The organism is Hoeflea sp. EC-HK425 (genome assembly GCF_902498795.1).
In the GTDB taxonomy this organism is placed as follows: Bacteria; Pseudomonadota; Alphaproteobacteria; order Rhizobiales; family Rhizobiaceae; genus Hoeflea; species Hoeflea alexandrii.
On sequence record NZ_LR701572.1, the window covers coordinates 2,446,264 to 2,472,010 of the forward strand.

Here is a 25,747-nt window from a genome sequence, read left to right on the forward strand (position 1 = left end):
CCATGCAGGACGCCGCCTACATCAAGCGCCGGGATGAGATCCAGACCTATTTCGACCGCACCGCGCTCGACGCCTGGAAACGGCTGGTCTCGACCGAAAAGGTGTCCGGTGTGCGCGCCACGGTGCGTGCGGGACGGGATGCCATGCGCCAGGCAATCCTCGACCGGTTTGGCGAAGACCTGAGCGGCTGGCGCATCCTCGATGCCGGCTGCGGCGCCGGGCCGTTGGCAATCGAGCTGGCCCACCGCGGTGCGGATGTGCTGGGCGTCGACCTCTCGCCGCAGATGATCGAACACGCAAACGAAGCCCTGCCTGCGATCCGCAATGGCGGATCGGTGCGCCTGACCGCCGGCGACATGCTGTCGCCGGAACATGGCGACTTCGATGCCGTGGTGTCGATGGATGCGCTCATTCACTACAGCGGCGATGAAGCCACTGCTGCGATCGCCGGACTGGCGCAACGCACCAGCCGGAAGATGGTGTTCACGCTTGCCCCGCGTACCGGGTTTCTTGCCGCGATGCACAAGCTGGGAGGCCTGTTTCCGCGCAGCGACCGCTCGCCTTTGATCCATCCGGTGGTGATCGACCAGATGATGAACCGGATGCTTGCACGCGGCGACATGCAGGACTGGAGCCGGGGTGAGACCGCGCGGATTTCGAGCGGATTCTACATCTCCGAGGCACAGGAGCTCGTCCGCTCATGAAGATCGTCGCCACAGCCAACCGCAAGATGCTCGACACATGGAAGTCGCTCGGTCCGCGCTATCTGCCGTTTGCAGATGCGGCGACCGAGGACCTTCCGCTTGGCCGGCTGATGCGGCTGTCGATGTTCCAGTGGTCCATCGGCATGGCTGCGGTGCTTCTGACCGGCACGCTCAACCGGGTGATGATCGTCGAGCTCGGCGTGCCCACCTCGCTGGTGGCGCTGATGGTGGCAATCCCGGTGCTGGCCGCCCCGTTCCGGGCGTTGATCGGCCACCGGTCCGACACCTACAAATCCGCGCTCGGGGTACGTCGCGTGCCCTATATCTGGCTTGGCACCATCCTGCAGTTCGGCGGGCTGGCGATCATGCCATTCGCTCTTCTGCTGCTGCAATCGCAGACCACCGGCCCGGAGTGGGCGGGACCTGCGGGTGCGCTGCTGGCCTTCCTGCTCACGGGGCTGGGCATGCACATGGCGCAGACCGCCGGGCTGGCGCTCGCCACGGATCTGTCGGCGGAGGAAAACCGGCCGCGGGTGGTGGCGCTGATGTATGTCATGCTGCTGGTCGGCATGCTGATCGCCTCAATCGTCTTCGCCATCCTTTTGCGCAACTACTCGCCTCTGATCCTGATCAAGGTGGTTCAGGGCGCCGCCGTCGTCACCGTTGTGCTCAACGTCATCTGCCTGTGGAAACAGGAGCCGCGCAACCCGGTGGCGACCAGGCACAACCGCGAGACACCGCGTTTTTCCGAGGCCTTTGCCGCCTACCGCAAGGAAAAGGGAACCATCCGCCTGCTGGTCGCGGTGGCGCTCGGCGCAGCCGCGTTCTCGATGCAGGACGTGCTGCTCGAGCCCTATGGCGGCGAGGTTCTCAAGCTTTCGGTGAGCCAGACGACGCTGCTGACGGCGATCTGGGCCGCGGGCACCCTGCTCGGCTTCGCCCATGCCGGCCGCGCCCTTCAGAAGGGTGCCAACATGTACCGGCTGGCAGCCCTCGGGCTGGTGGCGGGCATTACCGGTTTTTCGGCGATCATCTTTTCCGAGCCGCTTCATGCAGCCAACCTGTTCCGCACTGGCGCGGGTATCATCGGCTTTGGCGGAGGTCTGTTTGCCGTCTGCACAATGCTGGCAGCGATGGATATCGCGGAAAAGTCCGACAATGGCCTCGCCATCGGCGCCTGGGGCGCGGTTCAGGCAACGGCCATCGGGCTCGGGCTTGCCGCCGGCGGGCTGATCCGCGACGGCGTCAACAGCCTTGTGGCCGGGGCTGAGCCCGGTGCCGCGCTCAGCGCACCGGCTGCCGGGTACAGCGTTGTCTATCACCTCGAAATCGGGCTGCTGTTTGCGGCGCTCGCGGCTCTCGGGCCGCTCGCCGCCCGCCGCTCAATCCCCAATCAAACCCGGAGCCCACGCTTCGGACTGGCAGAAATGCCCGGCTGAAGCGCCGCGCAGCAAGGAGAGAAGTCATGGAAACCGGAGCCATTACAGGATACATCGATGTCGCCCAGGTGACGCTATACGCGTTCTGGGTGTTTTTCGCGCTGCTGCTTTTCTACATCCGGCAGGAAGACCGCCGCGAAGGCTACCCGCTGGAAGCCGATCAGTCGGGCGCGTTCAACCGCGACGACTGGCTGTTCCTGCCGCCGGCCAAGACCTTCCTGCTGCCGCACGGCCACGGTGAGGTGTCGGTCCCCAACGACAAGCGCGACAATGCCGACCGGCCCGTACCGGGCGCCAAGATCGCGAATTTCTCTGGCGCGCCCTACCTGCCCACCGGCGACAATCCAATGCTCGATTCGATCGGTCCCGGCTCCTGGGCGGAACGGTCCGACACACCGGACCTCAGCCATGACGGCAAGGCCAAGATCGTGCCGCTGCGGGTGGCGAGCGACTTCGCCGTTGCCGAGGGCGAGATCAATCCCGTCGGCGTGCGGGTGGTTGGCTACGACCTGGTTGTTGCCGGCACCGTTTCAGATGTCTGGGTTGACCGCTCGGAACAGATGTTGCGCTACCTCGAAGCCACCACCGAAGTGGGCGATGCGCCGCGACAGATCCTGGTGCCAATCAATTTCGGTGTCTTCCGCAAGACCGGGGACGGCGAACGCATCTTCTATGTGCACGCCCTGCGCGGCGAGCAGTTCGCATCGGTGCCCAGCACCAAGCAGTCGGACAGCGTGAGCTTCCTCGAGGAAGACCAGATCACCGCCTATTTCGGTTCCGGCCTGCTCTATGCCGACCCGAGCCGCCAGGAGCCGCTGGCATGAGCGAGACCGGCGGACCAGAACACGATTATGAACCGGTGCCCGGCCTACCCGGCCGGCTGCCCGAAGGCGAGCATATTCTCTGGCAGGGTGCGCCGTCATCGGCACAGGTCTCTCGCCAGATCATGAAGACACGCTGGATCGCGGGCTATTTCGGGGTGCTGGTGCTGTGGAACATAACCGCCGGCATCTATGATGGCCGGCTGCCAAGCGAAATCCTGTTCTCTTCGGGCGCGCTCGCCATCCTGTCGACCATCGCGATCGGCCTTTTGGAGGCCTTCGCCTGGGGGGTACAGAAGACCACGCTCTATACGATCACCAACAAGCGCATCGTCATGCGCATCGGTGTGGCGCTTTCGGCGACGTTCAACCTGCCCTTCACCCGGATCCTCTCGGCGGATATGCGCGAGGACACGAACGGCAATGGCGACATCGCGCTGACGCTCAAGCCCGGCGACCGGCTGTCCTGGCTGGTGTTCTGGCCGCATGTGCGCGGGTTCAAGAAAGGTGCGTTGATGCCGCAGATGATCTGCCTGAAGGACGTGGCCATCGCGGCCAACGTGCTGTCCTCCGCGCTGGCAGTCAGCAGAACGCCAAGGATCGTTGAAAGACTGGCATCCGCCTCCCCCAAACAGACCGGACCGGTGTCATCCGCCCCGGCAATCGAAGCCGCGGAGTAAGATCATGAACGCGTTGAGCCCCCACTATCCCGAGGCAGACCGCGGACCGCAATCGCCGAGCCGCAAGGCGCGGCGGTTTCCGCGGTTTCCGCTGGTGCTTGGCCTGGGACTGCTCGGGTTCTCAATCGCCGCGACGCTCTTCGGGATGAAGACCGGTATCGGCACGGTGCTCAACGTCTATGGCCAGCCGCAGGCGATCCGGGACATCGTGATCGCCGGGGCGCATGACACGGAAATCACGATTTCAGATGCCCGGACGGGCGAACCAATCATCACCCTTGCGCCGGAAGAGGGTGGTTTCGTGCGGGGCTCGCTCAGGGCCCTGTCACGGATGCGGCTGATGGCTGAAACGCCTGAAGGGCTGCCTTACCGGCTGATCAGATGGGAGAACGGCTCCGTGTCGCTCTCCGATACCGCCACCGGCGAACGGATTTATCTCAATGCCTTCGGGCCTGATAACGCCGCCGCTTATGCTGAACTGCTAGCTTCGAGAGGGAATGAGAAGCCATGAGCAAGACACCGCTGATAGGACGGCGCAGGGAAGAGGTTCCGTGCACTGTCGAAATCAACAATACATTCGAGGAACTGGGCGCTCACCTGCGCTTCGACAACGGCGTGGTGGTCCATCCCGGTGACGAGGTGATGGTGCACGGCGCGCCGGTGGAAGTGCCCTACGGCCATTGCGAGAGCTTCCGCCGGACGGCGACGATCACGCGCGCCAGTGCGCTTGAACGGACATGGACACGCGCCACCGGCGATTTCGAGTTCATGGAACTGTGTGAATTCAGCTTTTCAGAGAGGGCACGGGCATGAACAAGCACGTTGAACCCGATCTTGCCAGATCGAAAGCCGCTGCGGGCGCCCAGCCCGCCATCAATGACACGACCAAGACCGCGGTCGAATCGACCATGCTCAACCCGCGGTTCTACACCACCGACTTCGACGAGATGGATCGTCTTGACGTGTCAGGCGTGCGGGAGGAATGGGACGAACTGATCGCGGAAATGCGTTCGGATCCGAACAAGGGCCATTTCAAGCGCAACGCCGACTGGGACCAGATCGACATCGACGCCCTGCCCGACGAGCTGCGCCGGGAGTTCATCGACTTCCTGGTCTCCTCGCTGACAGCCGAGTTTTCCGGTTGCGTGCTCTACAAGGAAATGAAGCGCCGCGGCACCAACAAGGAAATCTGCGAACTGTTCGGACTGATGAGCCGGGATGAAAGCCGCCATGCCGGTTTCATCAACGACGCGTTGAAAGAGTTCAACATCGGCGTGAACATGGGCTTTCTGGCCAAGGCCAAGAAATACACCTATTTCCGGCCGAAATTCATCTACTACGCGACCTACCTGTCGGAAAAGATCGGCTATGCACGCTACATCACCATCTACCGGCACCTGCAGAAAAACCCGGACAAGCGCTTCCATCCGATCTTCAAGTGGTTCGAGGAGTGGTGCAATGACGAGTTCCGTCACGGCGAAGCCTTCTCGCTGATCATGCGGTCGGATCCGAAGCTGCTCTCGGGAGCCAACGTCTACTGGATCAAGTTCTTCCTGCTGGCCGTGTTCTCCACCATGTATGTGCGCGATCATGCCCGTCCGGCATTCCACAAGGCGCTGGATATCGGCATCGAGGACTACGACATGAAGGTCTTCCGCCTGACCAGCGAAATCACGAAGCAGGTGTTCCCGATCACGCTCGACCTTGATCATCCGGGCTTCATTGCCTGCGTGCGCAAGCTCAACCGGATCAATGATCAGGTCAATGCCGCCGAAGAGCGCGGCGGGATCTCTGGCAAGATCGCCAAGGCCTTTCACATGGGCCGTGCCGGTCTGACCTTCGCCCGGCTCTACATGATCCCGACCAAGAGCAACGCAATCCCGGTCAAGAGCCGGCTGCAGCCGGTCTGGTAAGGAGCCGAACGGATGACCTTCCTGTCCGCAGTCCTGATCGCAAGCCTCGCCTGGTGGATCGCCACCGGGCTGGTGCTTGGGCTGGCGCGGGCAGGAAGCCGCCGTTTCAAGACAGTGATGGCGCTGGCATCCGGAGTTGCCCTCCTGGGTCTCTCTGGAATGATCGCCACCGCAGATATCTCTACCGCGGCCTCGGCCTATCTCGCCTTCTTCTCGGCGCTGGCGCTGTGGGCCTGGCATGAAACAACCTTCCTGATCGGGCTGGTCACCGGTCCCCGGCGCGTTGCCGCCGGAGAAGCGCCGCGCGAAAAGACCCGCTTCCGGGCAGCATTCCTGACCGTGCGTGACCACGAGATCGCCCTTTTCGCAACCGTGCTCGGCCTGCTGTGGCTGATGAGCGATGCGGTCAACACCACTGGGCTTCTGACATTCTGCCTGCTCTGGGTGATGCGCATCTCGACCAAGCTCAACATCTATCTCGGCGCGCGTCACGCCATCAGCGACATGCTGCCCGACCGCCTGTCCTATCTGAAAAGCTATTTCCGCACCGACCGGACCAGCGGCTGGTTCTACCTGTCGCTTTGCGGCAGCGCCGTGCTGCTGGCCTGGCTGGTGGCGGCAGCGGCGACCGCGGCGACCGACCATGCGGCCGTCAAATGGACGCTGCTCGCCTCGTTTGCCGCCCTGGCGCTGATCGAACATCTGTTTCTTGTGCTGCCGGTCCGTGACTCAGCCCTGTGGGGCTGGGCGATGGAGAAGGCAAACAAGGTCTCCTCGGAGAAGAACCGGGACCACCCGGCCGTCATTCACACCACACCGGAAACCAAAACTTCCCGAGCGACCGCACGGGCCTGAGAGATTAGGGGGATCACCCAAATGGACTTCAACCGCTACTTCACTTCACAGCTAGAGACCCTGCACAAGGCAGGCAATTACCGCGTCTTTGCGGAACTCGAGCGGCATGCAGGCGGTTTCCCCCGTGCCACGCGCCACCGCCAGGACGGCAGCACCCACGATGTCACCGTCTGGTGTTCCAATGACTATCTGGGCATGGGCCAGAACCCCAAGGTGATCGCGGCGATGCACGCGGCTGTCGACCAGTGCGGCGCCGGCGCGGGCGGCACCCGCAACATTTCGGGCACCAACCATGCCCACGTTCTGCTTGAACGGGAGCTCGCCGACCTGCACGGCAAGGAATCGGCGCTGATCTTTTCCTCGGGCTACGTTTCCAACTGGGCAGCGCTGGGCACGCTTGGGGCCAAGATCCCGGGGCTGATCATCTATTCGGACGCACTCAACCATGCCTCGATGATCGAGGGGATCCGCCACAGCCGCGCCGAGAAGCGCCTCTGGCGGCACAATGATCCCAAGCACCTGGCCGAACTGATGGCGGCGGACGATCCCGCGGCGCCGAAGCTGGTGGCGTTCGAAAGCGTCTATTCGATGGACGGCGACATGGCCCCGATCGAAGAGATTCTTGACGTTGCAGAGCAGTTCGGCGCCATGACCTATCTCGACGAGGTGCATGCGGTCGGCATGTATGGCCCGCGCGGCGGCGGTGTTGCGGAACGCGACGGGCTGATGGACCGGGTCACGATCATCGAGGGCACGCTGGGCAAGGCCTTCGGAGTGATGGGCGGCTACATCACCGGCTCTACGGCCGTCTGTGACTTCATCCGCAGCTTCTCGTCCGGCTTTATCTTCACCACCGCCATTCCGCCCGCGCTGGCAGCCGGCGCCACCGCGTCGATCCAGCATCTCAAGGTCAGCGAGTTCGAGCGTGCCGGGCACCGCAACAATGTCGCCAAATTCCGCGCAATGCTCGATGCCAAGGGAATTCCGCACATGCAGAATCCGAGCCACATCGTGCCGGTGATGGTCGGCGACGCCAAGAAATGCAAATGGATTTCCGACATCCTGCTCGACACATACGGGGTTTACGTCCAGCCGATCAACTACCCGACCGTACCGGTGGGCACCGAGCGGCTGCGCTTTACCCCGACCCCGATGCACAGCGACGGGGATCTGAGACATCTTGTGGATTCGCTGTGCGATCTGTGGTCGCAATGCGCGCTGTCGCGGGCGGTGGCCTGACCCCGTTCAAGTCAACCGGGGCAGCAACGCTCCGGACCATGCGCCGGCGGCGATAGGGAACGGAGAGTGGCCGGTGACGGTTGTGACATTTTCGCTGTTCGGCTTTGCCACGCTGAGAAAGCGCCTTTGGGCATTTTCGCAGATGGGGCTGGCGAAGCCTGCGCTGCGCAAGATCCCTGACCTGCGGTTTTTCAAGCTTATGGGAACCGGTTCCGGCGCCGGTTTTTCAACGCGTCCGAATTTCGGCGTCTACACGCTGCTGGCCGAATGGCCGTCGATGGAGGTCGCGCGCGAACGCATCGCGTCGGCGGGTGGGCTCGAGGGTCACCGCCAGGTGGCTGACCGTATGGCGACACTCTATCTCGAGCCTGTCGCCAGCCGCGGCCGGTGGGATGGTCACAGGTTTGAAGTGGCAGCAGATGCGCGCGAGCAGAAGCTTCCCCTGGTTGCGCTGACACGGGCCTCGATCCGGCCATCCAAGCTGTTTCGCTTCTGGTCCCGCGTGCCGGCAATCTCCGAGACCGTGGAACGGGAAGACATGCGGCGCTTCATGATCGGCACTGGCGAAATTCCCTGGCTGCACCAGGTAACCGTGTCGCTTTGGCAATCGGCCGAGGCGATGGAACGGTTCTCAAGGGAAAGCGCCACCCATGGCGAGGCTGTCCGCCTCGCCTACCAGGAAAACTGGTTTTCGGAGTATTGCTTTACGCGATTCAACCTGCTGGCCACGCAAGGCGATTGGCAGGGCCTGACGGACATGTCAGGACTGGATCGTGATCTTTCGGGAAAGGCAGAAGACCGCACACGGTCCGGGGCCGGTGCCATGGCAGCACGATCGGCCGCAGCAGGATGAGACAGGAAAACAGAATGAACACGCATCCCATCATCATTCCCGCCATCGCCGGAGACGGTTCGCTCTATCCGGTGGAAAAGCTCAAGGCCCATGTCGACGGGCTGTTTCACCTGGCGATCTCGATCTTCGTGTTTGACGGCGAGCACCTGCTGATCCAGAAACGGGCTTCCTCGAAATATCATTGCGGCGGCCTGTGGGCGAACACCTGCTGTTCTCACCCTTACTGGGACGAGCCGATCGACCGCTGCGCGCGCCGGCGGTTGCGCGAAGAGCTGGGCTTCAATGTGCCGCTGTCGCGCAGGCGGGTGGTCGAGTATTCGGCCGATGTCGGCAATGGCCTGCACGAGCACGAGAAGGTCACCATGTATATCGGCAGCGCGGACCGCACATCGGTCGAGCTCCTGCCCGATCCGCTCGAGGTCGAAGAGACGCGCTGGATCAGCAAGGACGAGCTGCATGCGGAGATAGCCCGGCAGCCCGAGAGCTTCACCCCCTGGTTCCGGATCTATGCCGAGCGCTATCCCGATCTTGTCTTCTGAGCTGCCGGCAGCCTTGACGGCCAACGCCATGACGGCAAGTCGTCACTCGCCTCGCTGAACCGGAGCAAAGGGCGCTGCCAACGCCTGTTTCTTTTCTCGGCCAGGCGCGCTCTGTCTCGAGAGCCAAGCACTCTTCATTTCCCGATTCCAGAGCAACTCCGACCACATCAGAACCGCAAGGTATGGCCTGTCGTAGCGTTTTCGCCTGTTTGAGGATGCGAAGCCGGATCCCGCTTTCTTCTGGTTCTTTCTCTCGGCTGAAAACAGAAGAACCGGAGATCTCGCGATCTCCGGTTCTCCTTTGCGCAAGCGCACGCTGAGGGAAAGCGCTGCCTGCTGCTGCAAGGCTCAATCGGCGGATGCCAGAGCCGTATCCTCCCCGTTCGCACCGTTGAGCGGTTCGATCGACGTGGTGTTCGCCGGCGACATGGTGGTCGTCTCCCCCGGCTTGTAGGTGGTGTAGTCCGGCACATCGGTGTTGGTCTTCGTGCCCAGTGAATCGACGAACTCCCTGAGCATCGAGACACCGTAGAGGGGCTTTTGAACTCCGTTGTGGCAGGTGGCGCATGACACCTTGAGAACGTCACCCTCGGGTCCCTTGCGATTGTCCGGGAAGACAGGGGCCAGTCCGGTCATGTAGGTCTGGTTGATCTCACGCGCCATGCGGATGCCGTGCCAGGCCGTCACGCGCTGCGGCGGGCTCTGGTCCCAGTCGTTGAAGGCGCGGGAATTGTGGCAGGTCATGCAGTTGGCGCCGAGACTCTCGGACATGTGCATCATCAGGCCCCAGGTTTCCTCGGTCTCCTTGGTGGTGGCGGTATTCTCGCCATTGGGCAGAGCGGTGAGCGAGTGAACGCGGATCGGCTTGTCTTCGAGCAGATAGCTTTCGAGGGCATTGATCGGCAAGGACGTGTTGCCGGCCGTCTCGTTGACAATGTTCTGACCGCCGCTCCAGCCGAGGGCCGTTCCCTTTTCACCCGGCACGAGATTGCGTGACCAGACATTTGCCGGCACCGGCTGACCCTGGTGACAGGTGTAACAGGTGACGCCGGTCTCGGCGACATGAGCCTGCCAGTCCACGTTGACGGTCTGGGTCATCTGGATCATGCGGCGGGCGACGACCTTGGTGTAAACCTCGTCGGAGGCAAGGTTCTCCTCATTGTGACAATAGGCACAGCCCTGGACGGGCGACACCCACTCGGTGATCGAGGCCATGAACAGGTTGAACTCGTCGGTGGACAGATCCCCGAGCACCTGAACGTTTTCATAGAACTCGCCGGCACGGTCGCCTTCCGGGTCCGCCTCGTAGAGCGGTTCGGGCGCGACATTGGCGAGCCTGAGGGCTGCCTGATCCTCGCGGTCGAGCGTGTGGTACATGCCGGTTCCGCGGTAACCGATCTGATCGGTATCGACGGGCGGCAGGTCCCAGTCGGCGCCGAAGATAATGGCGGCCCCGACAAACACGCCGGCAGCGGCGGCAAACGGTATCCAGAGTTTCATGATCTTAACCCCCTATGGCCGGATCGACGACGGTCGGCCACATGTCGGGCAATGGCGCGACGATGCCGTGCTTCATGCCCCATAGATACCAATTGTCGACAACGGTGCCTGTCAGCAGAATTCCTATTCCGCCAGTGATCGGCGTGAGTACGGCAAACCACCAGGCCCAGCGGTGAACCGATTCCATGGTGGCGTTGAAGCCCATGGTCCATCTCCAGAACAGCGCCGCGCGTTCGGATGCGGTGCCGCGATCGGTGATCTGCTCGAGTTCGCGCTCACCGCCGTAGCGGGTGACTGCCAGGATGGTCGCACCATGCATGGCAAACAACAGCACGGAGCCGTAGAGAAAGACGATCGAAAGGCAATGGAACGGGTTGTAGTAGAGATTGCCGTAGCGGATCGAGAACGCCGCGGTCCAGTCAAGATGGGGGAAGATGCCGTAAGGCACGGCCTCGGCCCAGTTGCCCATCAGCAACGGCCGGAACAGCCCGAGCACCAGGAACAGCCAGATCGCCGCGCCGAAGGCCCAGAAGACGTGGGTGCCAAGACCGAGTGCCCGTGCCCGGACATAGATCCTCGCCCACCACAGCAACACCGCGGCCAGCAGGAAGACGCTGGAAATGATGTACCAGCCCCCCTCGTTGAGCGGCGGCACGATCGACAGGCCATATTTCGCCGGCGGCGGCTCGAGCGCCAGCCAGAACAGCTGACGGATGAACTGGATCGGATCCCAGCCGACGGATGCCAGCATGTTGAACCCGACGATGACGAACCAGATGGTTCCCGCAATCAGCGACGCAGTGCCGAGAAACCCGAGATAGATCGGTCCGATCTGGGCATTGCCGAACCAGCCGGCAAGCCAATTGTAAAATGGTGTTCCGACGCGTTCGTCGTCACCCCGGGGCAGCGGAATACCGGCTTCGACGGGACCGCGGACCTGGACTTGGGTAAAGATGTTTTGATATTGCATGATCAGATCCCTTTCAGCTCCAGATCGGCAGATCGAGCCACCAGTTCCACCATTGCGGCCAGCCCTTGTTCCAGAGCGGCCCGCTGATGACGATGCAGACCGCGCTCCAGAAGCCGGCGTTAAGCGCCAGCACCAGACCCAGGCGGTGGATGCCCAGGGTGCCGACGGAGTAGCCGATGATGTCGCGGAAGAAGGTGTCTTCGTATTCCGGTGTCTTGACCACATCCTGCTTGTTGCGCAGCGTGCCGTCACCGCCCGGATTGGCGGCAGAGAGGATGAGACCCCCATGCAGCGACAAGGCCAGCGTGGTGGTGAAGAACAGCGACACCGCCAGCATGTGCGCCGGATTGTAGTGGAAGTGCAGATACTGGTATCCGACGTTGGACACCCAGTCGAGATGGCTGAAGATGCCGTAGGGGAAACCGTGCCCCCAGGCGCCGAGTAGCATCGGACGGATCACGACCAGCGTGACATAGGCGAAGATCGCCACACCGAAAGCGAAAGGCACGTGGTAGCCGATACCGAGCTTGCGGCAGATTTCCACTTCGCGCAAAGCCCAGGATACGAACGCCCCGATCGCGCAGATGGTGATGACTTGCCACAAGCCGCCCTCGGCCAGAGGTGCGAGCCCGAGCCCGTAGCTCAGATCCGGTGGTGCAATCGAGATCCGCCAGATGTTCCAGGTTGGTCCGAGCGCAGCCCCGTAGAGGATCAACGCGGTTCCAACGACGGCAAAAAACGCAGTCGTAAGGCCAAAGAAGCCCACATAAAATGGTCCGACCCAAAAATCGAACAGGTCACCGCCTATCAGGGTGCCACCGCGAACGCGGTATTTTCTTTCAAAACTCAGCAGCGCCATGGCTTGTCTCCAACCTTAGAGAGTGCGGGGTATTCGCGCAGTCCCGTTCCAGGTTTTACCCATTCCGGATTTCGACCGCGGGCGGGTGAGCTGGCTCATTGCCCCGCCCGCAGTCATGTTTGTCAGCGTTCAGCCGATCATCGTGGGGAGAAGCCCCAGGATGCCCGTCGACGGGTCGAGTGCGCCGGTTACCACCGGAGCGCCTTCGAGCCAGTTGAAGCGAGTCGTGCTGAGCAGGACGAGATGAATCATCACCGCCAGCGCGAAAAGGAAAACACCTTGGACGACCAGCGTTTTGCGCGGGTCGAAAAGCATCCAAATTCTCCACATTTCGCTTCTCCTTTACGCGAGCATTGGCAGGAGTGCGGTTACCGACTGACCGACGCCTTCAAGCGAGGCGTAGCCTTCCGGACCGGGGATCCACGGGCGCCAAAACCAGACGAGAAGATGTGCAACGACGGCTATTGCCACGAATGCAATCATCCCCTGGAGGTAGTACGAGTGGAACTCCTGTGCTTCGCCTTCGGTCATTCCCGAAAGCGAAACGGTGTTTGGACTGGACATTGAAGTACCTCCTAGTCACAAGCGCTGCGGTTCCCCGCAGCCGGGTCTGCCTCAGGCCGCCCCAAAAGGCGTCTTCGGCGGGGTATTGCCGGATTTGGACACCGGCAAAGACGTTCGGGTCAGGCGAGAAACGCGTAACCCGCGGTGGCGTGGGCCGAGGCCCTCGCTTCCGCAAAAACAGAGCGGCCATGGCTGTCGAGCGGCTTGCCGCGCATCGCCGCGACGAGGCGAGACGCACCCGCCATGACGAAACAGATGACAAAGGCTATGGCGACCAGAAGCCGGTATTCGATCCGGTCGGCCCGTGACTGACCGCGGGCGGCCTGCCGTTCCCTGTGGTGCATTGTCATGCTCATCGCACTCTCCTTGTCTGCCGGAACCTTCCCGGCGTTCTATGCGGCCCGCCCGCGCCTGAGCGCCTGGCTTGCCAAATCCACGTCTTCCTGGTTGACGACTTCGCTGCCGCGGGAGCGGGCTTCCGCTTCCGAGGCATCGCGCAGCCGCTTGGCCGCGGAAATCCGGACCAGCACCGGTTCAAGACCGATGGCGTGATCGAGTTTTGCTTTTGCTTCCGGCGCCCAGGGAATTTCACCGCGCAGTTTTGCCGGTGTCGCCTCGACCTGGTCCATGTCGGTTGCCAGCGGCAAGATTGAAAACAGCGCGTCGAACAGCGCGTTGCAGACTTCCTGGATCAGCCAGGACGCGCCCGAATAGCCCATCACCGGTGTTCCGGTGTGGCGTCGGATGATCGCGCCGGGGAACGAGACCGGAACGTAGATCGCACGCCCCCCCGCTTCGGCCAGATACATGCGCTCGTTGTAGGAGCCGAACATGACCAGCGGCGGCTTGTCCTTGATCATCTGGCGGATGGCCTGATTGTCAGTCTTCTTGCCGGCGACACGCTGCACCGAGAAGGTGCAGGGCATGCCCATTTCCTCGGTGAGATAATTGCGGATGCCGCGCTCGTAAGTCTCGCCGGCGACAATGGCGTAGCTCGCAGTGGCGAAGAAATCCTGGGTGACCGAGCGCCACAGATCCCACATCGGCTTGAGCGTCGTGTGCTTTTCGCGCTCGATGAAAGGCTCGGGATCAAGGCCGAGCATCTCGCCAAGCGAGCGGAGGAAGGCGGTGGTCGAATGGATGCCGATGGGGGCCTGCAGATAGGGCCGGTCGAGCGCTTCGCAGAGCAGGCGGCCGAATTCGCGGTGCAGGCAGACATTGGCTTCAGCGTCGGCGAGCTTGCCGACATCGGCAAGATGGCTGCCGAGCGGGAAGGTCATGTTGACCTCGGCGCCGATGCCTTCGATCAGGCGGCGGATTTCGGCCAGATCGGAGGGCTGGTTGAAGGTGCCGTAGATCGCGCCGATGATGTTGACCTTGGGCTTCTCGCCTTCCTTGCGCGGCTTCACATCACGCACCTTGCCCTTTTTCGGGCCGTATTCGGTCCACAGCCACTTGAGCGCGCGGTCGGCGGACTGCCACTGGTCCTCGTCGATGGTGCGCGGAAGGAACCGCTGGATGTTCATGCCCTCGGGCGTCACGCCGCCGCCGATCATCTCGGCAATCGAACCGGTGACGACAACGGCTGGAAGATCCGGATCGAGCACTGCGCGGGCGCGTTTCATCGCCGCTTCTGTGCCATGCTGGCCGAGTTCTTCCTCGCCAAGACCGGTGACCACGATGGGCAGTTCGTGCGGCGGCAGCGCGTCGGTGTAATGCAGCACCGAGGTGACCGGCAGATTTTCGCAGCCCACCGGGCCGTCGATGATCACCTGCATGCCCTTGATCGCGGTGAAGACATAGACCGAGCCCCAATAGCCCCCTGCCCTGTCATGATCGATGATCAGCGTCATGTGCCCACTGCCTCCCCGGAATCGACCGCATTTTTCGATGCGGCGGCCTTGGCGGCGAATTTCTTGCGGAAGGCGGGACGGTCGACCGGCGTGTCTTCCCAGACACCGGCATTGTCGCCCTGGCCGACGCCTTCGAAGAAGGCCTTCATACGGTCGAAGCGCGGCTTGTTATCGATCGCCGCATTGACCACGGCAGCCAGCGAGCCGGCTCCGGCGGGGCCCATCAGCGGCCGGGCCGAGATCAGGTTGGTGAAGTAGAGTGCGGGCGTGGCCTGTTCCTTGGCCTTCTGCACGACAGGCGTCGTGCCGATGGCGAGATCCGGCTTGAACTCTGCCATGGCGGCGAGATCCTGCTCGAGCGAGGCACGGTACTCGACATGCACGCCATGAGCTTCGAGCCAATCGGCATCCAGGCGCGAGAATTCGGTTTTCGGGCATGCGGTGCCGACATATTTGAGATCAGCTCCGCTTTCGACCAGAAGCCGGGCTACGATCAGCTCCGAGCCTTCATAGCCCGACAGCGTGATGCGGCCCTTGATCCGGTTTTCCGAGAGAGCGCCGCGGATCGCGCCGCCAAAGGCGTTGCGGGCGGCGTCGATCCGGGCCTGGGAGACATTGCAGCTGTCACCGATCGCCTGCAGCCAGGCGTCGGTACCTTCAAAGCCGACCGGCGCGGAGCCGATCACCTTGCGGCCCGCGGCACGGAAGGCGCGCACGGAGGCGGTGTAGAAGGGATGGATGGCGGCGACGGCAGCGCAATCAAGTGCTGCATAGAGCTCGCGCCACTCACGCACCGGAACGACCGGGCCGGCGGCAAGGCCCATCGGCTCAAGCATGGCGGCAATCATCATCGGATCGGCGGGGAACATCTCGCCCAGAAGCGTGATCGAGGGACGTTCCTCGACACCGGCGCGCGGCGCCTGAACCGGACCGGTCTCTGCTTCCTCGTGAGCGTAGGTCAGCATCGCCGAGGACAAGACATCCTTGGCTTCCGCATGGGTCGGCACACCGAAGCCCGGGACATCGATGCCGACAATGCGCACGCCGTTGATCTGTTTGGGCAGCATCTGCAGCGGGACACCCGAGGCGGTGGGCACACACAGACTTGTCACCACGATGGCATCATAGGCGTCCGGATCGGCCATCTCGTGGACGGCATCGCGGATGTCCTCGTAGAGCTTGCCGGTGACCAGCGATTCCGAGTTGAACGGTACATAGCCGACCGAGCGCTTGGCGCCATAGAAATGCGAGGTGAAGGTCAGCCCGTAAACGCAGCAGGCCGAGCCCGACAGAATGGTACCGACGCGGCGCATGCGCAGCCCGACACGGAGCGAGCCGAAGGCCGGGCACATGGATTGCGGCTGGTCATGCGGGCCCTTGGGATAGTCCGCCTCAAGCCGGTCCATCAGTTCGGACTTGCCCGAGGCCACGGCCTGGGCCTTCATCTTTTGAGCGCCCGATGCACACGACATGCCTTCCACCGGCATTTCCTCGGCCGTTGCGGGAGCGATATCGTCGCGAGCTGGGGAGAGATCTTCCATCATCACACCGTGTCGTAGACGACTTCGAGGGAGGGACGCGCCAGGGCGGAGGCCGGGCACATGTCTTCCGGCAGCGCCGGGACAAGCACGTAGTCCCCGCCGGTGTCGGAGGCATCGAACAGGTTGATCAGGCCATCCTGGTCAAGCGGCTCGGGCAGCACCGGGGGAGCCAGGCCAAGATTGGTGGCCAGCGTCTGGAACAGCGGGCCCCAGCGATTGTCCGGATGGCCGATGATCTGGTAGTTGGCGCTCTTCTTGCGGATGTCGTCATCCTGCGGGATCGCGGCCAGAACCGGGATGCCGACCGCTTCGGCGAAAGCTGCCGCCTCGCCCGAGCCGTCATCCTTGTTGATGACCATGCCGGCGACGCCGACATTGCCGCCGAGCTTGCGGAAGTACTGAACCGCGGAGCAGACATTGTTGGCGACATAGAGCGACTGCAGGTCGTTGGAGCCGACGACGACAACCTTCTGGCACATGTCGCGGGCAATCGGCAGACCGAAGCCGCCGCAGACCACGTCGCCCAGAAAGTCGAGCAACACATAGTCGAAATCCCAGTCGTGGAAGCCGAGTTTTTCGAGTGTTTCAAAGCCATGAATGATGCCGCGCCCACCGCAGCCGCGACCGACTTCCGGACCGCCCAGTTCCATGGCGAAGACGCCATCGCGCTTGAAGCAGACATCGGAAATGGTGATCTCGGCACCAGCGGCCTTCATCTTCGAGGATGTCTCGATGATGGTCGGGCAGGCGCGGCCGCCAAACAGGAGAGACGTGGTGTCACTCTTCGGGTCGCAGCCGATCAGCAGCACCTTCTTGCCGAGCTGGGCCAGCATGCAGGACAGGTTGGCAAGCGTGAAGGATTTGCCGATGCCGCCCTTGCCATAGATGGCGATGATCTGCGTGTCTTTCTTGACCGGGCCGGTGTGCGGCTGATCAGGCTCGATCTCCGCCTCTTCGCGCAGGAGGTCATGAATCCGGTCTGTGGCGTTTCCGCCGAAGCCTTCGGTCATTGCAGTTCCCTCCAGTCGAGTATCATTTTCAAACAGTCCGGATCGCCAAAAGCGGTCCGGTAGGCAGCCTCGGCTTTGCCGGGGCTGGCGGTGTGGGTGATCAGGCCGTCGAGCGAGAGCCGGCCGCTTGCCAGCAGAGAGAGCACGCCATGCACATCGGCGGGCCTGAATTCCGCAGCGATGCGGAACCGCGCTTCGCGCATGAAGGCCGGAGTGAAGCGGAAACTCATGGTCTCGGCGTAGAAGCCGGCCAAGGTGATTTCGCCACCGCGCTCAAGCACGGCGATGGCCTTGTCGAGAATATCTGGATCGCCGCTGGCATCGAGCACGGAGGACCATTTGCGGCCTTCGCAGGCTTCCGCCGTGGTAACTTCGTATCCTCTTGCGCCCTGGCGACGCGCGGGGTTGGTTTCCCAGACAACCGGTGCCGGATTGCCCATGGCGACAATCAGGCGGGCGGTCAAACGGCCAACAATGCCGTGACCGATGACCAGGTCCGGCGGGACCATCCCCGGCAAGGTAAGGGCGTGGTAGGCAGTAGCTGCGAGTGACAAAAGCGTCCCATCGCGGTCCAGGCCATCATCGATCGGGATCACGCGGTCAGCGGCGGCTACGAGCCGGGAGGCGGATGCGCCGAACAGGGCCGCGGCATCCTGATATCCGCGAGCACCAGGCACAAAAACCAGCTGCCCCTCGAGTTCGGAAGAACAGTCGCGACCGGCGGAAATCACCCGTCCCACGGTTTCGTAGCCGGGGACAAGCGGATAGCCCATGCCGGGAAACTGAGGCATGCGGCCTTCGAACAGAAGCTTCTCGGTGCCGGCGCTGATGCCGCTCCAGATTGCCTCGACAGTCACGTCGCCGGCACCAGGGTCAGCCACGTTCAGCGACTGAAGTCCGATGTGTTCCGGTTGTTCGAAGACGACTGCTGTTGTTTGCATCTTGATTGGTCGAGCCTGACTCAGGCAGGACACTCCTCCTGCATGTAATATTTATTTTACTCTTCAGTATGTCAACTTTTATTTACACTCAATGTGACAATTCTCATGGACGCGCGATCACAAGGGTCGCCATCAGGGCGGACCGGCACGGCCGGATATCGAAACCGGAGAAGCCTGCCGCGCGGGCGAGCCCGATGATCTCTTCGGGCGTGCGGCACCTGCCCGACCCCATGGCCAGGACGTAGACGCCAAAATAGGAGGTCGAGAGCCGTTGCGCTTGCGATCCCTCGCCCGCCATCGGCTCGGCAATAACCAGGGTTTGTCCGGGCTCCATGGATGCGCGGATGTTGCGCAACAGCCTGAGAACAATCGTATCCTCGTGATCAAACAGCACCCGCACCAGGGTGACGCAGTCATGACCACGCGGCAGCGGATCATCGAGAAAACTGCCGCCATGGCAGTGCGGACACTGGCTCAGCGGCTGGGAAGCAAACCTGATGCGTGCCCGGTCGGCCACCGGGGGCAATTCGAACAGTGAAAGCTTGAGCCCGGGATGCCGCTCGGCCAGCGCTGCGACGAAGACGCCCTCGCCTCCGCCCACGTCAATCAGGCGCTTGTGGCGGCCGAAATCATAGGCCTGGAGAATCTCGCCCGCGAGCATCGACTGGCTGGCCGCCATCAGCTCCGAATAGGCAGCTGCATCACCAGGCTTGACCGATGATTCGCGGCCCGCACCGGCGTAAGACCACAAACGTCGCAGCTCCGTATCGGTGCGTGTGCCGTCAAACAGGCCGACCGGATCGGCCAGGTCGCGGTAGAGAAGCGCATGGTGACGGATCATGGCGCGAATGCCCGCATCGCTCTGGACGACGGCACCGTGATCGGCGAGCGTAACGTAACCATCGGCGCCAAGCCGGACCAGCCGGATCGACTGCGCGGCCTGCAACAGGCGCTGGAGCCGGTCCTCGCAAAGGCCGGTTGTCTTGGCGAGATGCTTGAGGGTGGCCGGCCCGCCGGCGACGGCGTCGATGAGGCCGCTCTGCAACGCGGCAAACAGGATCTGGCTTCGCACGAAGCCGGTGACGATCGAGAACAGCTCTTCTTCACGGCCCCGGGAAAAGCCGCTCGACAGCGGCATGCGCTGAACAAACCTGCGGAACGCGGGCCGTGCCACCTGGCGCGCGCGCCACGCCTGCAGCCGCGAACGCCAGTCCGGCCGCGTGCCGAAATCGTCGCACGAACCGGAGACTGACACCTCGACCGGCACGGCCTCAGGCCGCCGCGGTTGCCAGGCTCTTGGGCACCAGGCGTTTTGATTCATCAAGGATCAATTGCTTGAGCATGCCCGATCCGGGGCAGTCGGGAATGGAGGCCGCGGCCTCGCCGACCAGATCCTGCAGACGATGTATCGCCCCTTCGAGCCCGAGCTCCCGGACCGCATTGGGGCGATCGTGGGCGGCATCCTGGCCACAGGGTTTTCCGATCTCATCGGCGTTGGCGGCGCAATCGCGCAGGTCGTCGGCGACCTGGAAGGCATCGCCGAGCGCTTCGCCCAGCCGGTACCAGTTCTGCGGATCGACACCGGCGGCGATGGCGCCGGCTGTCGTCGAGCCGATGAACAGGGAAGATGTCTTGGCACGGTGGTAGACCTTGAGGTCGATGCGGTCCTCGCTCTCCCAGGCCTGTCCGGCAATGATGCCGTGCGGCATGCCGACAGCACGGGAGATGACGCTGATCAGTGGCGCGATCCGGTCGGGTGTGGCCAGGCATTCGCGGGCCAACGTCTCGAACGCAAGCACGATCAGCGCATCGCCTGCGAGCACCGCGGTGGTTTCACCGAAAGCCGAATGCAGGCTTGGCTTGCCGCGACGGATATCGGCATCGTCGAAACACGGCAGGTCGTCATGCACCAGAGATGCACAGTGCAGAAGTTCGATCGCGGTGGCCGCCGCGCTTGATGCCTGGGGGGCGCTGTCGCCCGCGGCCAGCGCCACGGCGAGACACAGTCTCGGGCGGATCCGCGCGCCGCCGGGAAAGACGGCATATCTCAGCGCATCGCACATCAGCGAGGGATTGCCTCCCGCGGTGGCGTAGGTGACGGCCCGCTCGAGGTTGCGTTCTATGCGGCCTTGCAGATCCATCTGGTGTCTCCCTCCATCACCACCACAATTGTCACTTTAAAATGACGCTCATGTGTGTCAATTTATCCTGACATAGTTGATTGAATTGTCAACGCACCGGTTGCCGATTTGGATAGGGACAACAAACGATGCGGCAAACGCACACTGTGATTGTGGTGGGCGCAGGCGCCGGCGGGCTTGCAAGCGCAATCTCGGCGGCGGCGGCGGGCTTCGACGTCACCATGATTGAGAGAACCAGCGCGCCGGGCGGCAAGATGCGGCAACTGAGTGCCGGCGGACGGCCGGTTGATGCCGGGCCGACCGTGCTGACCATGCGCTGGGTCTTCGAACAGCTCTTCGCACTGGCCGGTGCGGATCTGGGTGCCCGGATCGGGCTCAAACGGGCCGAGCTTCTCGCCCGGCATGGCTGGCGCGACGGCGCCCGGCTCGACCTCTTTGCCAGCATCGAGGACAGCGCCCGCGCCATCGCGAATTTCTCGGATCGGGAAAATGCCGAAGGTTATCGCCGGTTTTCGGCCGACAGCGCCGCGATGTTTTCCACCTTGAAGCCGAGCTATATCGACGCGCAGAGACCCGGACCCTTGGCGTTGATGCAGCGGATCGGCCTCTTCAACCTGCGCGACCAGCTTGCGCTCAAGCCGCTGTCCTCGATGTGGTCGGCGCTCGGCTCCTATTTTCCGGATCCGCGATTGCAGCAGCTTTTCGGGCGCTATGCCACCTATTGCGGATCGTCGCCCTTCATGGCTCCGGCCACGCTGATGCTGGTCGCCCATGTCGAACAGGATGGCATCTGGCTGGCCGATGGCGGCATGCACGCGGTGGCACGCGCGATGGAGCGCCTGGCCGGTGATATGGGCGTGCGCTTTCGTTACAACACCGAAGTGCAAGCCATCGATACCCGGGACGGCTGCGTGAAGGGTGTCACGCTCAAGGATGGTGAAACGCTTCCGACTGACAGCATCATCTTCAATGGCGACATTTCGGCACTCTCCGCCTTGACCGGAGAAGCCGGAGGTACCGGTGTCGCGCGAACCCCGCCCGAGGCACGGTCGCTTTCCGCCGTCACCTTTGCAATAACCGCCAGGACATCCGGCTTCCCCCTCGCCCACCACAATGTGTTCTTTTCCGATGATTACGCCGCGGAGTTCGAGGCGCTGATCGGCAAGCGCACCATGCCCTTGATCCCGACCACTTATATCTGCGCGCAGGATCGCAGCCATGAGGGCGGGCTCTCCGACGGTCACGATGGCGAGCGGATGCTGTTCATTCTCAACGCGCCGGCGGATGGCGACACGAAAACCTTCACCACCAAGGAGACCGGCGAATGCCTCGACCAAGCACTGGACCATCTGTCGGCCTGCGGACTGAGCGTGGATCGGACCTCAATGGAGGTCGTTCCAACCACACCGGACCAGTTTCACCGGCTGTTTCCCGCGACCGGGGGAGCCCTGTACGGGAGAGCCTCGCACGGCTGGATGGCCTCGTTCCAGAGGCCGGGAGCGCGGACGCGGATTCAGGGTCTGTATCTGGCAGGAGGCAGCGCCCATCCGGGTCCGGGCGTGCCGATGGCGACGCTTTCCGGCATGCTGGCGGCGGAGAGCCTGGCCGAGGACCGCGCTTCGATGCTGCCGTCCCGCCGGGCGGTTATCTCTGGTGGTATGTCGACGGCCTGAGCGATTGCGGGCGGTACGGGCTGTCGGTGATCGCCTTTGTCGGCTCGGTGTTCTCGCCCTATTACCACTGGGCCGGGCGGCGAGATCCGGATGATCACGTCTGCATCAACGTCGCGCTCTACCGGCCAGACGGCAACCGCTGGAGCATGACCGAGCGCGGCCGCCGCCAGACAGAGCGCGACGCCAGTTCCTTTCAGGTCGGGCCGAGCGCTATCCGCCGGGATGGAGCGGACATCGTCATCGATTTCGACGAGGTTTCCGGACCGCGTCCGCCGGCCCAGTTCCTGCCCAGACGCATCAAGGGCACTATCCGGTTCTCGCCCGATGCCGTGACGTCGCAGGTTTTCAACATCGACCAGGGCGGATCGCACAAATGGTGGCCGGTTTCGCCCACCGGGCGGATCACACTTGATATGGACGGGGGCACTGAGCGGTGGTCCGGCCATGGCTACATGGACAGCAACTGGGGCACCGAACCGCTCGAAGAGGGTTTCAGGATATGGGACTGGGCGCGCGGGCTGCTGCCCGGTGGCGATGCGGTGATCCTCTACGATTCGATCCGCAAGGATGGCGGCCGTGGCCTGATCGCGCTCCGGATCGGCCGCGACGGGACCATAAGCCCGTTCGAGATGCCGGACAAAACGCAGCTTTCAAAAGGCTTCTGGGGCGTGCCGCGTTCGGGTCATCACGATCCGGGCGCACAGGCGAAGGCTCAGATTGTGCGAACGCTGGAGGACGGGCCGTTCTACACCCGTTCGGTGATGGCCACCCGGCTCTTGGGCGCAGACATAGAGCTGATGCATGAAAGCCTGTCGGGCGACCGCTTCGCTTCGCCCATCGTCAAGGCGATGCTGCCGTTCCGGATGCCGCGCCGGGCCGGTTGATCAAATCATTCTGATCAGCTCGTCTTCGGCGCCTCGTCTACCGCCTGCTCAGAAGCCGCCGCACGCTCGCGGGCCTCACGTTCTTCGCGCGCCCGGATGTCGCGCTTGAGCGTGCGCATCTGCCAGATGATGAACAGGATGAAGCCGCCGAAGGTCAGCGCGATCTCGATCAGGCCGGCGTAGTGGCTCATATCACGCCTCCGCTTCCACGGCGCGCCGACGGGTTTCCGACAGGGTCATCAGTTCGATCATGCGTCCGGCCTTCGCATCGAGCCCGGATGGCGCGTTGATGCGACCGGCAGCGGCGGCCTCAACCAGGAAACGGACCTCCTGATGGGCAGGTTCGGTGGAAACCGGCTGGAACAGAAACGGCGTCGCCGCGGCGCGGGCTATGAGCTCGAGCTTGCGCCGGGTGGAGGTGTGTGCCCTTGCGGTGATGCTGTCGTGACCGGCGATCTCGATCTCCCGGCCGATCTCGCGGTAGATCAGCGCCGCGCTGCGGATTGCCGTGCGGCAACTCAGCGGCAGGCCGGCAATTCCGGTCATGGCTCGGGCATAGAGGATGTGGGCCGCATCGAGCAGGCGCTCAACGGTGGCGCGCATCGCCGGACAGGCTTTCGGGTCCGACACGAAGGCCTGGGGATCGACACCAGCCTCGTCAAGCCAGTTGAGCGGCAGGTAGATGCGGCCCCGGCGGGCGTCTTCGCCGACATCGCGGGCGATGTTGGTCAGTTGCATCGCAAGTCCGAGATCGGCGGCGCGGGCCAGCACCGCGCGATCGCAGACGCCCATGATCAGCGTCATCATCACACCGACGCTTGAGGCGACGCGGGCGGCATAGCTGCAAAGCTCGTCGCAACTGCGGTAGGTGCGGTTTTCGACATCCCATTCAAAGCCCTCGATCAGGGCCGCGGGCAGCGCGCGGGGCATGGCGTAGTGCTCGACAACGGCGACGAAGGCGCGGTCGGCGGGATGGCTGCCCGGCGTGCCGTGATAGATGGCGTCGAGCCGGGCGCGGATTTCGAAAAGCCCTTCCGCCGGATCGGCGCTCTCATCGATCAGATCATCGGCGGCGCGGCAAAAGGCATAGAGTGCGCGGGCAGCCGACCGGGTCGAGCCGGGCAGCAGCATGGAGGCCGCCAGAAACGATTTCGAGCCGGCGCGGATTGCTTCCTCGCACTCGCGGCGAAGACCGGGATCGAGCATGAAAGTCTCAGACGACGGTGCTGGCATGGGGCACTACCTTGTCGAGTATCTTGGCCGAGGAGACGACGCCGGGAAGCCCGGCACCGGGATGGGTTCCGGCCCCGACGAGAAACAGGTTTTCGACTTCCTCGCTCTTGTTGTGGGGACGGAACCAGGCGAGCTGGGTGATCACCGGTTCCATGCCGAAGGCCGCGCCCTTGACCGAGAGCAGGCGGTCGCGAAAATCCACCGGCGTCATCAGGCGCTGCGTCACGACATGCCGGCCAAGGCCGGGCAGCAGCGTCGCCTCGAGATGGGCCTCGATCTTGCGGCGATAGGGTTCGGCGGCGGCGGTCCAGTCAATTCCCGCATCCAGGTTCGGAACCGGCGACAGCACGTAGAAGCTATCACAGCCCTCGGGCGCGACGGATGGATCGGTGGCGGTCGGACGGTACAGATAGAGGCTGAAATCATCGGCGAGCACCTTGGCATCGAAGATATCATGCAGCAGCCCGCCGTAGCGCGGCCCCATCATCACCGTGTGATGGCCGACATCTTCGTAACGGCGGTCGGTGCCGAAATACCAGACAAGCAGGCTCATGGAGTATTTGGCACGATCGACCTTGGCGTCGGTCCAGCGCTTGCGCGGGTGGTTTGCCAACAGTTTGGTGTAGGTCCAGCCCGCATCGGCGTTCGAGACAACAATCGATGCAGGGAGATGCTCTCCGTCAGCGAGCCGGACGCCCGTGGCGCGGCCGTATTCGACCGTGATTTCGGCGACTTCCACCCCGGTGCGGATCACGCCGCCCTGCCCCTTGATCAACCCTGCCAGTCCCTTGACCAACGCATGTGTGCCGCCGATCGCGTAGTGCACGCCGTATTCCCGTTCGAGATAGGAAATCAGGCTCAATACGCCCGAAGACCGCATCGGGTTGCCGCCGATGAACAGCGGATGGAAGCTGAGCCCCTGCCGCAGTTTCTCGTTCTTGATGTACTTGGAAACGAGCTTGTAGACCGAGCGCTCGGCCCGGCGCAAAATCAGGTCGGGCAAGGCGCCGGCCATGGCGCCGAGGGTCGCATAGGTCTTGTCGATCATGCCGGTGAAGCCAGCCTGGAAGCAGCGCTCGCTCTCGGCGAGATAGCGCCGGTAGCCTGCGACATCGCCGGGTGAAAATTTCGCGATCTCGGTTTCCATCGCCTTGTCGTCACCATTGACGTGGAACTCCTGACCGTCGTGGAAGCGGACCGTGTAGAACGGATCGAGCGGCCTGAGGTCGACATCGTCGGAGAGCCTGCGGCCGCACAGGGCCCAGAGTTCCTCGAACACGAACGGAGCGGTGATGATCGTCGGACCGGCATCGAAGGTGAAGCCATCCTGGCGGAACTGCGATGCCCGCCCTCCCGGCTCGTCGAGCTTCTCGACGACGGTGACCCGATACCCGCGCGCGCCCAGCCTGACGGCTGCAGCCAAGCCGCCGAACCCTGCCCCGATGACAATGGCGTGGGGTCTGGCGTCGTGGCTTTGGCCACCGGCAAGCGATGGATCGTGGACGGTCATCATGGCGTCGCTCCCCGGGGGCTCT

28 protein-coding genes are annotated in these 25,747 nt (G+C 63.3%); 13 read left to right on the plus strand and 15 right to left on the minus strand.

From position 1 onward, the window contains the following. Positions 1–2 precede the first annotated feature (2 nt). From bchM to idi, 11 genes are all read left to right on the plus strand, one after another. Positions 3–704 (plus strand): magnesium protoporphyrin IX methyltransferase, encoded by a 702-nt coding sequence (gene bchM, locus SPHINGO391_RS14620; RefSeq protein ID WP_152009517.1) that lies wholly within the window; start codon positions 3–5, stop codon positions 702–704. Beyond that, entirely contained in the window at positions 701–2,143 is a 1,443-nt protein-coding gene (locus SPHINGO391_RS14625; RefSeq protein ID WP_152009518.1) for a BCD family MFS transporter, read from the plus strand. The genes bchM and SPHINGO391_RS14625 overlap by 4 nt, the downstream gene beginning before the upstream one ends. 26 nt (positions 2,144–2,169) lie before the next feature. Beyond that, positions 2,170–2,967, plus strand: coding sequence for a photosynthetic reaction center subunit H (gene puhA, locus SPHINGO391_RS14630; RefSeq protein WP_152009519.1), 798 nt, complete (start codon positions 2,170–2,172; stop codon positions 2,965–2,967). Then, positions 2,964–3,644: a photosynthetic complex putative assembly protein PuhB gene (gene puhB / locus SPHINGO391_RS14635; RefSeq protein WP_152009520.1), complete on the plus strand. Its 681-nt coding sequence runs from the start codon at positions 2,964–2,966 to the stop codon at positions 3,642–3,644. Before puhA ends, puhB begins: the two co-directional genes overlap by 4 nt. Positions 3,645–3,648: 4 nt before the next feature. Beyond that, a complete protein-coding gene (gene puhC / locus SPHINGO391_RS14640) occupies positions 3,649–4,155 on the plus strand; it encodes a photosynthetic complex assembly protein PuhC (RefSeq protein ID WP_152009521.1) in 507 nt (168 codons plus the stop codon). Next, on the plus strand, positions 4,152–4,457 hold the full coding sequence (locus SPHINGO391_RS14645; RefSeq protein WP_152009522.1) for a hypothetical protein: 306 nt from the start codon (positions 4,152–4,154) through the stop codon (positions 4,455–4,457). Before puhC ends, SPHINGO391_RS14645 begins: the two co-directional genes overlap by 4 nt. After that, positions 4,454–5,557 carry a magnesium-protoporphyrin IX monomethyl ester (oxidative) cyclase gene (gene acsF / locus SPHINGO391_RS14650; RefSeq protein WP_152009523.1) on the plus strand — a complete coding sequence of 368 codons (1,104 nt, stop codon included), beginning with the start codon at positions 4,454–4,456 and terminating at the stop codon, positions 5,555–5,557. The genes SPHINGO391_RS14645 and acsF overlap by 4 nt, the downstream gene beginning before the upstream one ends. A 12-nt stretch (positions 5,558–5,569) precedes the next feature. Continuing rightward, positions 5,570–6,412: a putative photosynthetic complex assembly protein PuhE gene (gene puhE, locus SPHINGO391_RS14655; protein ID WP_152009524.1), complete on the plus strand. Its 843-nt coding sequence runs from the start codon at positions 5,570–5,572 to the stop codon at positions 6,410–6,412. Between the two features lie 21 nt (positions 6,413–6,433). Beyond that, positions 6,434–7,651: a 5-aminolevulinate synthase gene (gene hemA / locus SPHINGO391_RS14660; protein WP_152009525.1), complete on the plus strand. Its 1,218-nt coding sequence runs from the start codon at positions 6,434–6,436 to the stop codon at positions 7,649–7,651. A gap of 73 nt (positions 7,652–7,724) precedes the next feature. Then, complete coding sequence (locus SPHINGO391_RS14665; RefSeq protein ID WP_152009526.1) at positions 7,725–8,504, plus strand: spheroidene monooxygenase; 780 nt, start codon at positions 7,725–7,727, stop codon at positions 8,502–8,504. A 14-nt stretch (positions 8,505–8,518) separates the two neighbouring features. Next, entirely contained in the window at positions 8,519–9,043 is a 525-nt protein-coding gene (gene idi / locus SPHINGO391_RS14670) for an isopentenyl-diphosphate delta-isomerase (protein WP_152009527.1), read from the plus strand. 348 nt (positions 9,044–9,391) lie between these two features. On the opposite strand, the gene pufC is transcribed toward idi, so the two are convergent. The 12 genes from pufC to SPHINGO391_RS14730 all read right to left on the minus strand — a co-directional run bounded on the left by pufC (position 9,392) and on the right by SPHINGO391_RS14730 (position 20,422). Then, positions 9,392–10,543 (minus strand): photosynthetic reaction center cytochrome PufC, encoded by a 1,152-nt coding sequence (pufC, locus tag SPHINGO391_RS14675; RefSeq protein ID WP_152009528.1) that lies wholly within the window; start codon positions 10,541–10,543, stop codon positions 9,392–9,394. Between the two features lie 4 nt (positions 10,544–10,547). Beyond that, positions 10,548–11,516 (minus strand): photosynthetic reaction center subunit M, encoded by a 969-nt coding sequence (pufM, locus tag SPHINGO391_RS14680; protein WP_152011574.1) that lies wholly within the window; start codon positions 11,514–11,516, stop codon positions 10,548–10,550. A gap of 10 nt (positions 11,517–11,526) precedes the next feature. Further along, entirely contained in the window at positions 11,527–12,372 is an 846-nt protein-coding gene (gene pufL, locus SPHINGO391_RS14685; protein WP_152009529.1) for a photosynthetic reaction center subunit L, read from the minus strand. Positions 12,373–12,501: 129 nt separating this feature from the next. Further along, the gene (pufA, locus tag SPHINGO391_RS14690) at positions 12,502–12,702 is read right to left on the minus strand and encodes a light-harvesting antenna LH1, alpha subunit (protein ID WP_152009530.1); all 201 of its coding nucleotides are present in this window, start codon (positions 12,700–12,702) and stop codon (positions 12,502–12,504) included. A gap of 12 nt (positions 12,703–12,714) precedes the next feature. After that, positions 12,715–12,936: a light-harvesting antenna LH1, beta subunit gene (gene pufB, locus SPHINGO391_RS14695; protein WP_152009531.1), complete on the minus strand. Its 222-nt coding sequence runs from the start codon at positions 12,934–12,936 to the stop codon at positions 12,715–12,717. A 119-nt stretch (positions 12,937–13,055) separates the two neighbouring features. Continuing rightward, positions 13,056–13,292 carry a hypothetical protein gene (locus tag SPHINGO391_RS14700; protein ID WP_152009532.1) on the minus strand — a complete coding sequence of 79 codons (237 nt, stop codon included), beginning with the start codon at positions 13,290–13,292 and terminating at the stop codon, positions 13,056–13,058. 36 nt (positions 13,293–13,328) lie between these two features. Next, on the minus strand, positions 13,329–14,789 hold the full coding sequence (gene bchZ / locus SPHINGO391_RS14705; protein WP_152009533.1) for a chlorophyllide a reductase subunit Z: 1,461 nt from the start codon (positions 14,787–14,789) through the stop codon (positions 13,329–13,331). Beyond that, positions 14,786–16,276 (minus strand): chlorophyllide a reductase subunit Y, encoded by a 1,491-nt coding sequence (gene bchY / locus SPHINGO391_RS14710; protein WP_244615431.1) that lies wholly within the window; start codon positions 16,274–16,276, stop codon positions 14,786–14,788. The genes bchZ and bchY overlap by 4 nt, the downstream gene beginning before the upstream one ends. Before the next feature lie 56 nt (positions 16,277–16,332). After that, positions 16,333–17,340: a chlorophyllide a reductase iron protein subunit X gene (locus tag SPHINGO391_RS14715; protein ID WP_152009535.1), complete on the minus strand. Its 1,008-nt coding sequence runs from the start codon at positions 17,338–17,340 to the stop codon at positions 16,333–16,335. Beyond that, positions 17,337–18,281, minus strand: coding sequence for a chlorophyll synthesis pathway protein BchC (bchC, locus tag SPHINGO391_RS14720; RefSeq protein ID WP_152009536.1), 945 nt, complete (start codon positions 18,279–18,281; stop codon positions 17,337–17,339). Before bchC ends, SPHINGO391_RS14715 begins: the two co-directional genes overlap by 4 nt. 103 nt (positions 18,282–18,384) lie before the next feature. Beyond that, positions 18,385–19,548, minus strand: coding sequence for a methyltransferase (locus SPHINGO391_RS14725; protein WP_193217298.1), 1,164 nt, complete (start codon positions 19,546–19,548; stop codon positions 18,385–18,387). 4 nt (positions 19,549–19,552) lie between these two features. Further along, positions 19,553–20,422 (minus strand): polyprenyl synthetase family protein, encoded by an 870-nt coding sequence (locus SPHINGO391_RS14730; RefSeq protein WP_152009538.1) that lies wholly within the window; start codon positions 20,420–20,422, stop codon positions 19,553–19,555. A 128-nt stretch (positions 20,423–20,550) separates the two neighbouring features. On the opposite strand from SPHINGO391_RS14730, the gene crtD reads away from it, so the two are divergent. Further along, entirely contained in the window at positions 20,551–22,095 is a 1,545-nt protein-coding gene (gene crtD, locus SPHINGO391_RS14735) for a 1-hydroxycarotenoid 3,4-desaturase CrtD (RefSeq protein ID WP_152009539.1), read from the plus strand. Between the two features lie 26 nt (positions 22,096–22,121). After that, entirely contained in the window at positions 22,122–22,979 is an 858-nt protein-coding gene (locus SPHINGO391_RS14740; RefSeq protein WP_152009540.1) for a carotenoid 1,2-hydratase, read from the plus strand. A gap of 14 nt (positions 22,980–22,993) precedes the next feature. Here the strand turns inward: SPHINGO391_RS14740 and SPHINGO391_RS14745 are convergent, their stop codons facing one another. Genes SPHINGO391_RS14745 through SPHINGO391_RS14755 form a run of 3 tightly spaced genes read right to left on the minus strand, consistent with a single transcriptional unit; the run spans position 22,994 to position 25,725 of the window. Next, positions 22,994–23,170 carry a hypothetical protein gene (locus SPHINGO391_RS14745; RefSeq protein ID WP_193217299.1) on the minus strand — a complete coding sequence of 59 codons (177 nt, stop codon included), beginning with the start codon at positions 23,168–23,170 and terminating at the stop codon, positions 22,994–22,996. Position 23,171: 1 nt separating this feature from the next. Continuing rightward, a complete protein-coding gene (locus SPHINGO391_RS14750) occupies positions 23,172–24,212 on the minus strand; it encodes a phytoene/squalene synthase family protein (protein WP_152009541.1) in 1,041 nt (346 codons plus the stop codon). Then, complete coding sequence (locus tag SPHINGO391_RS14755; RefSeq protein ID WP_152009542.1) at positions 24,193–25,725, minus strand: phytoene desaturase; 1,533 nt, start codon at positions 25,723–25,725, stop codon at positions 24,193–24,195. The genes SPHINGO391_RS14750 and SPHINGO391_RS14755 overlap by 20 nt, the downstream gene beginning before the upstream one ends. Between the last annotated feature and the right edge of the window lie 22 nt (positions 25,726–25,747).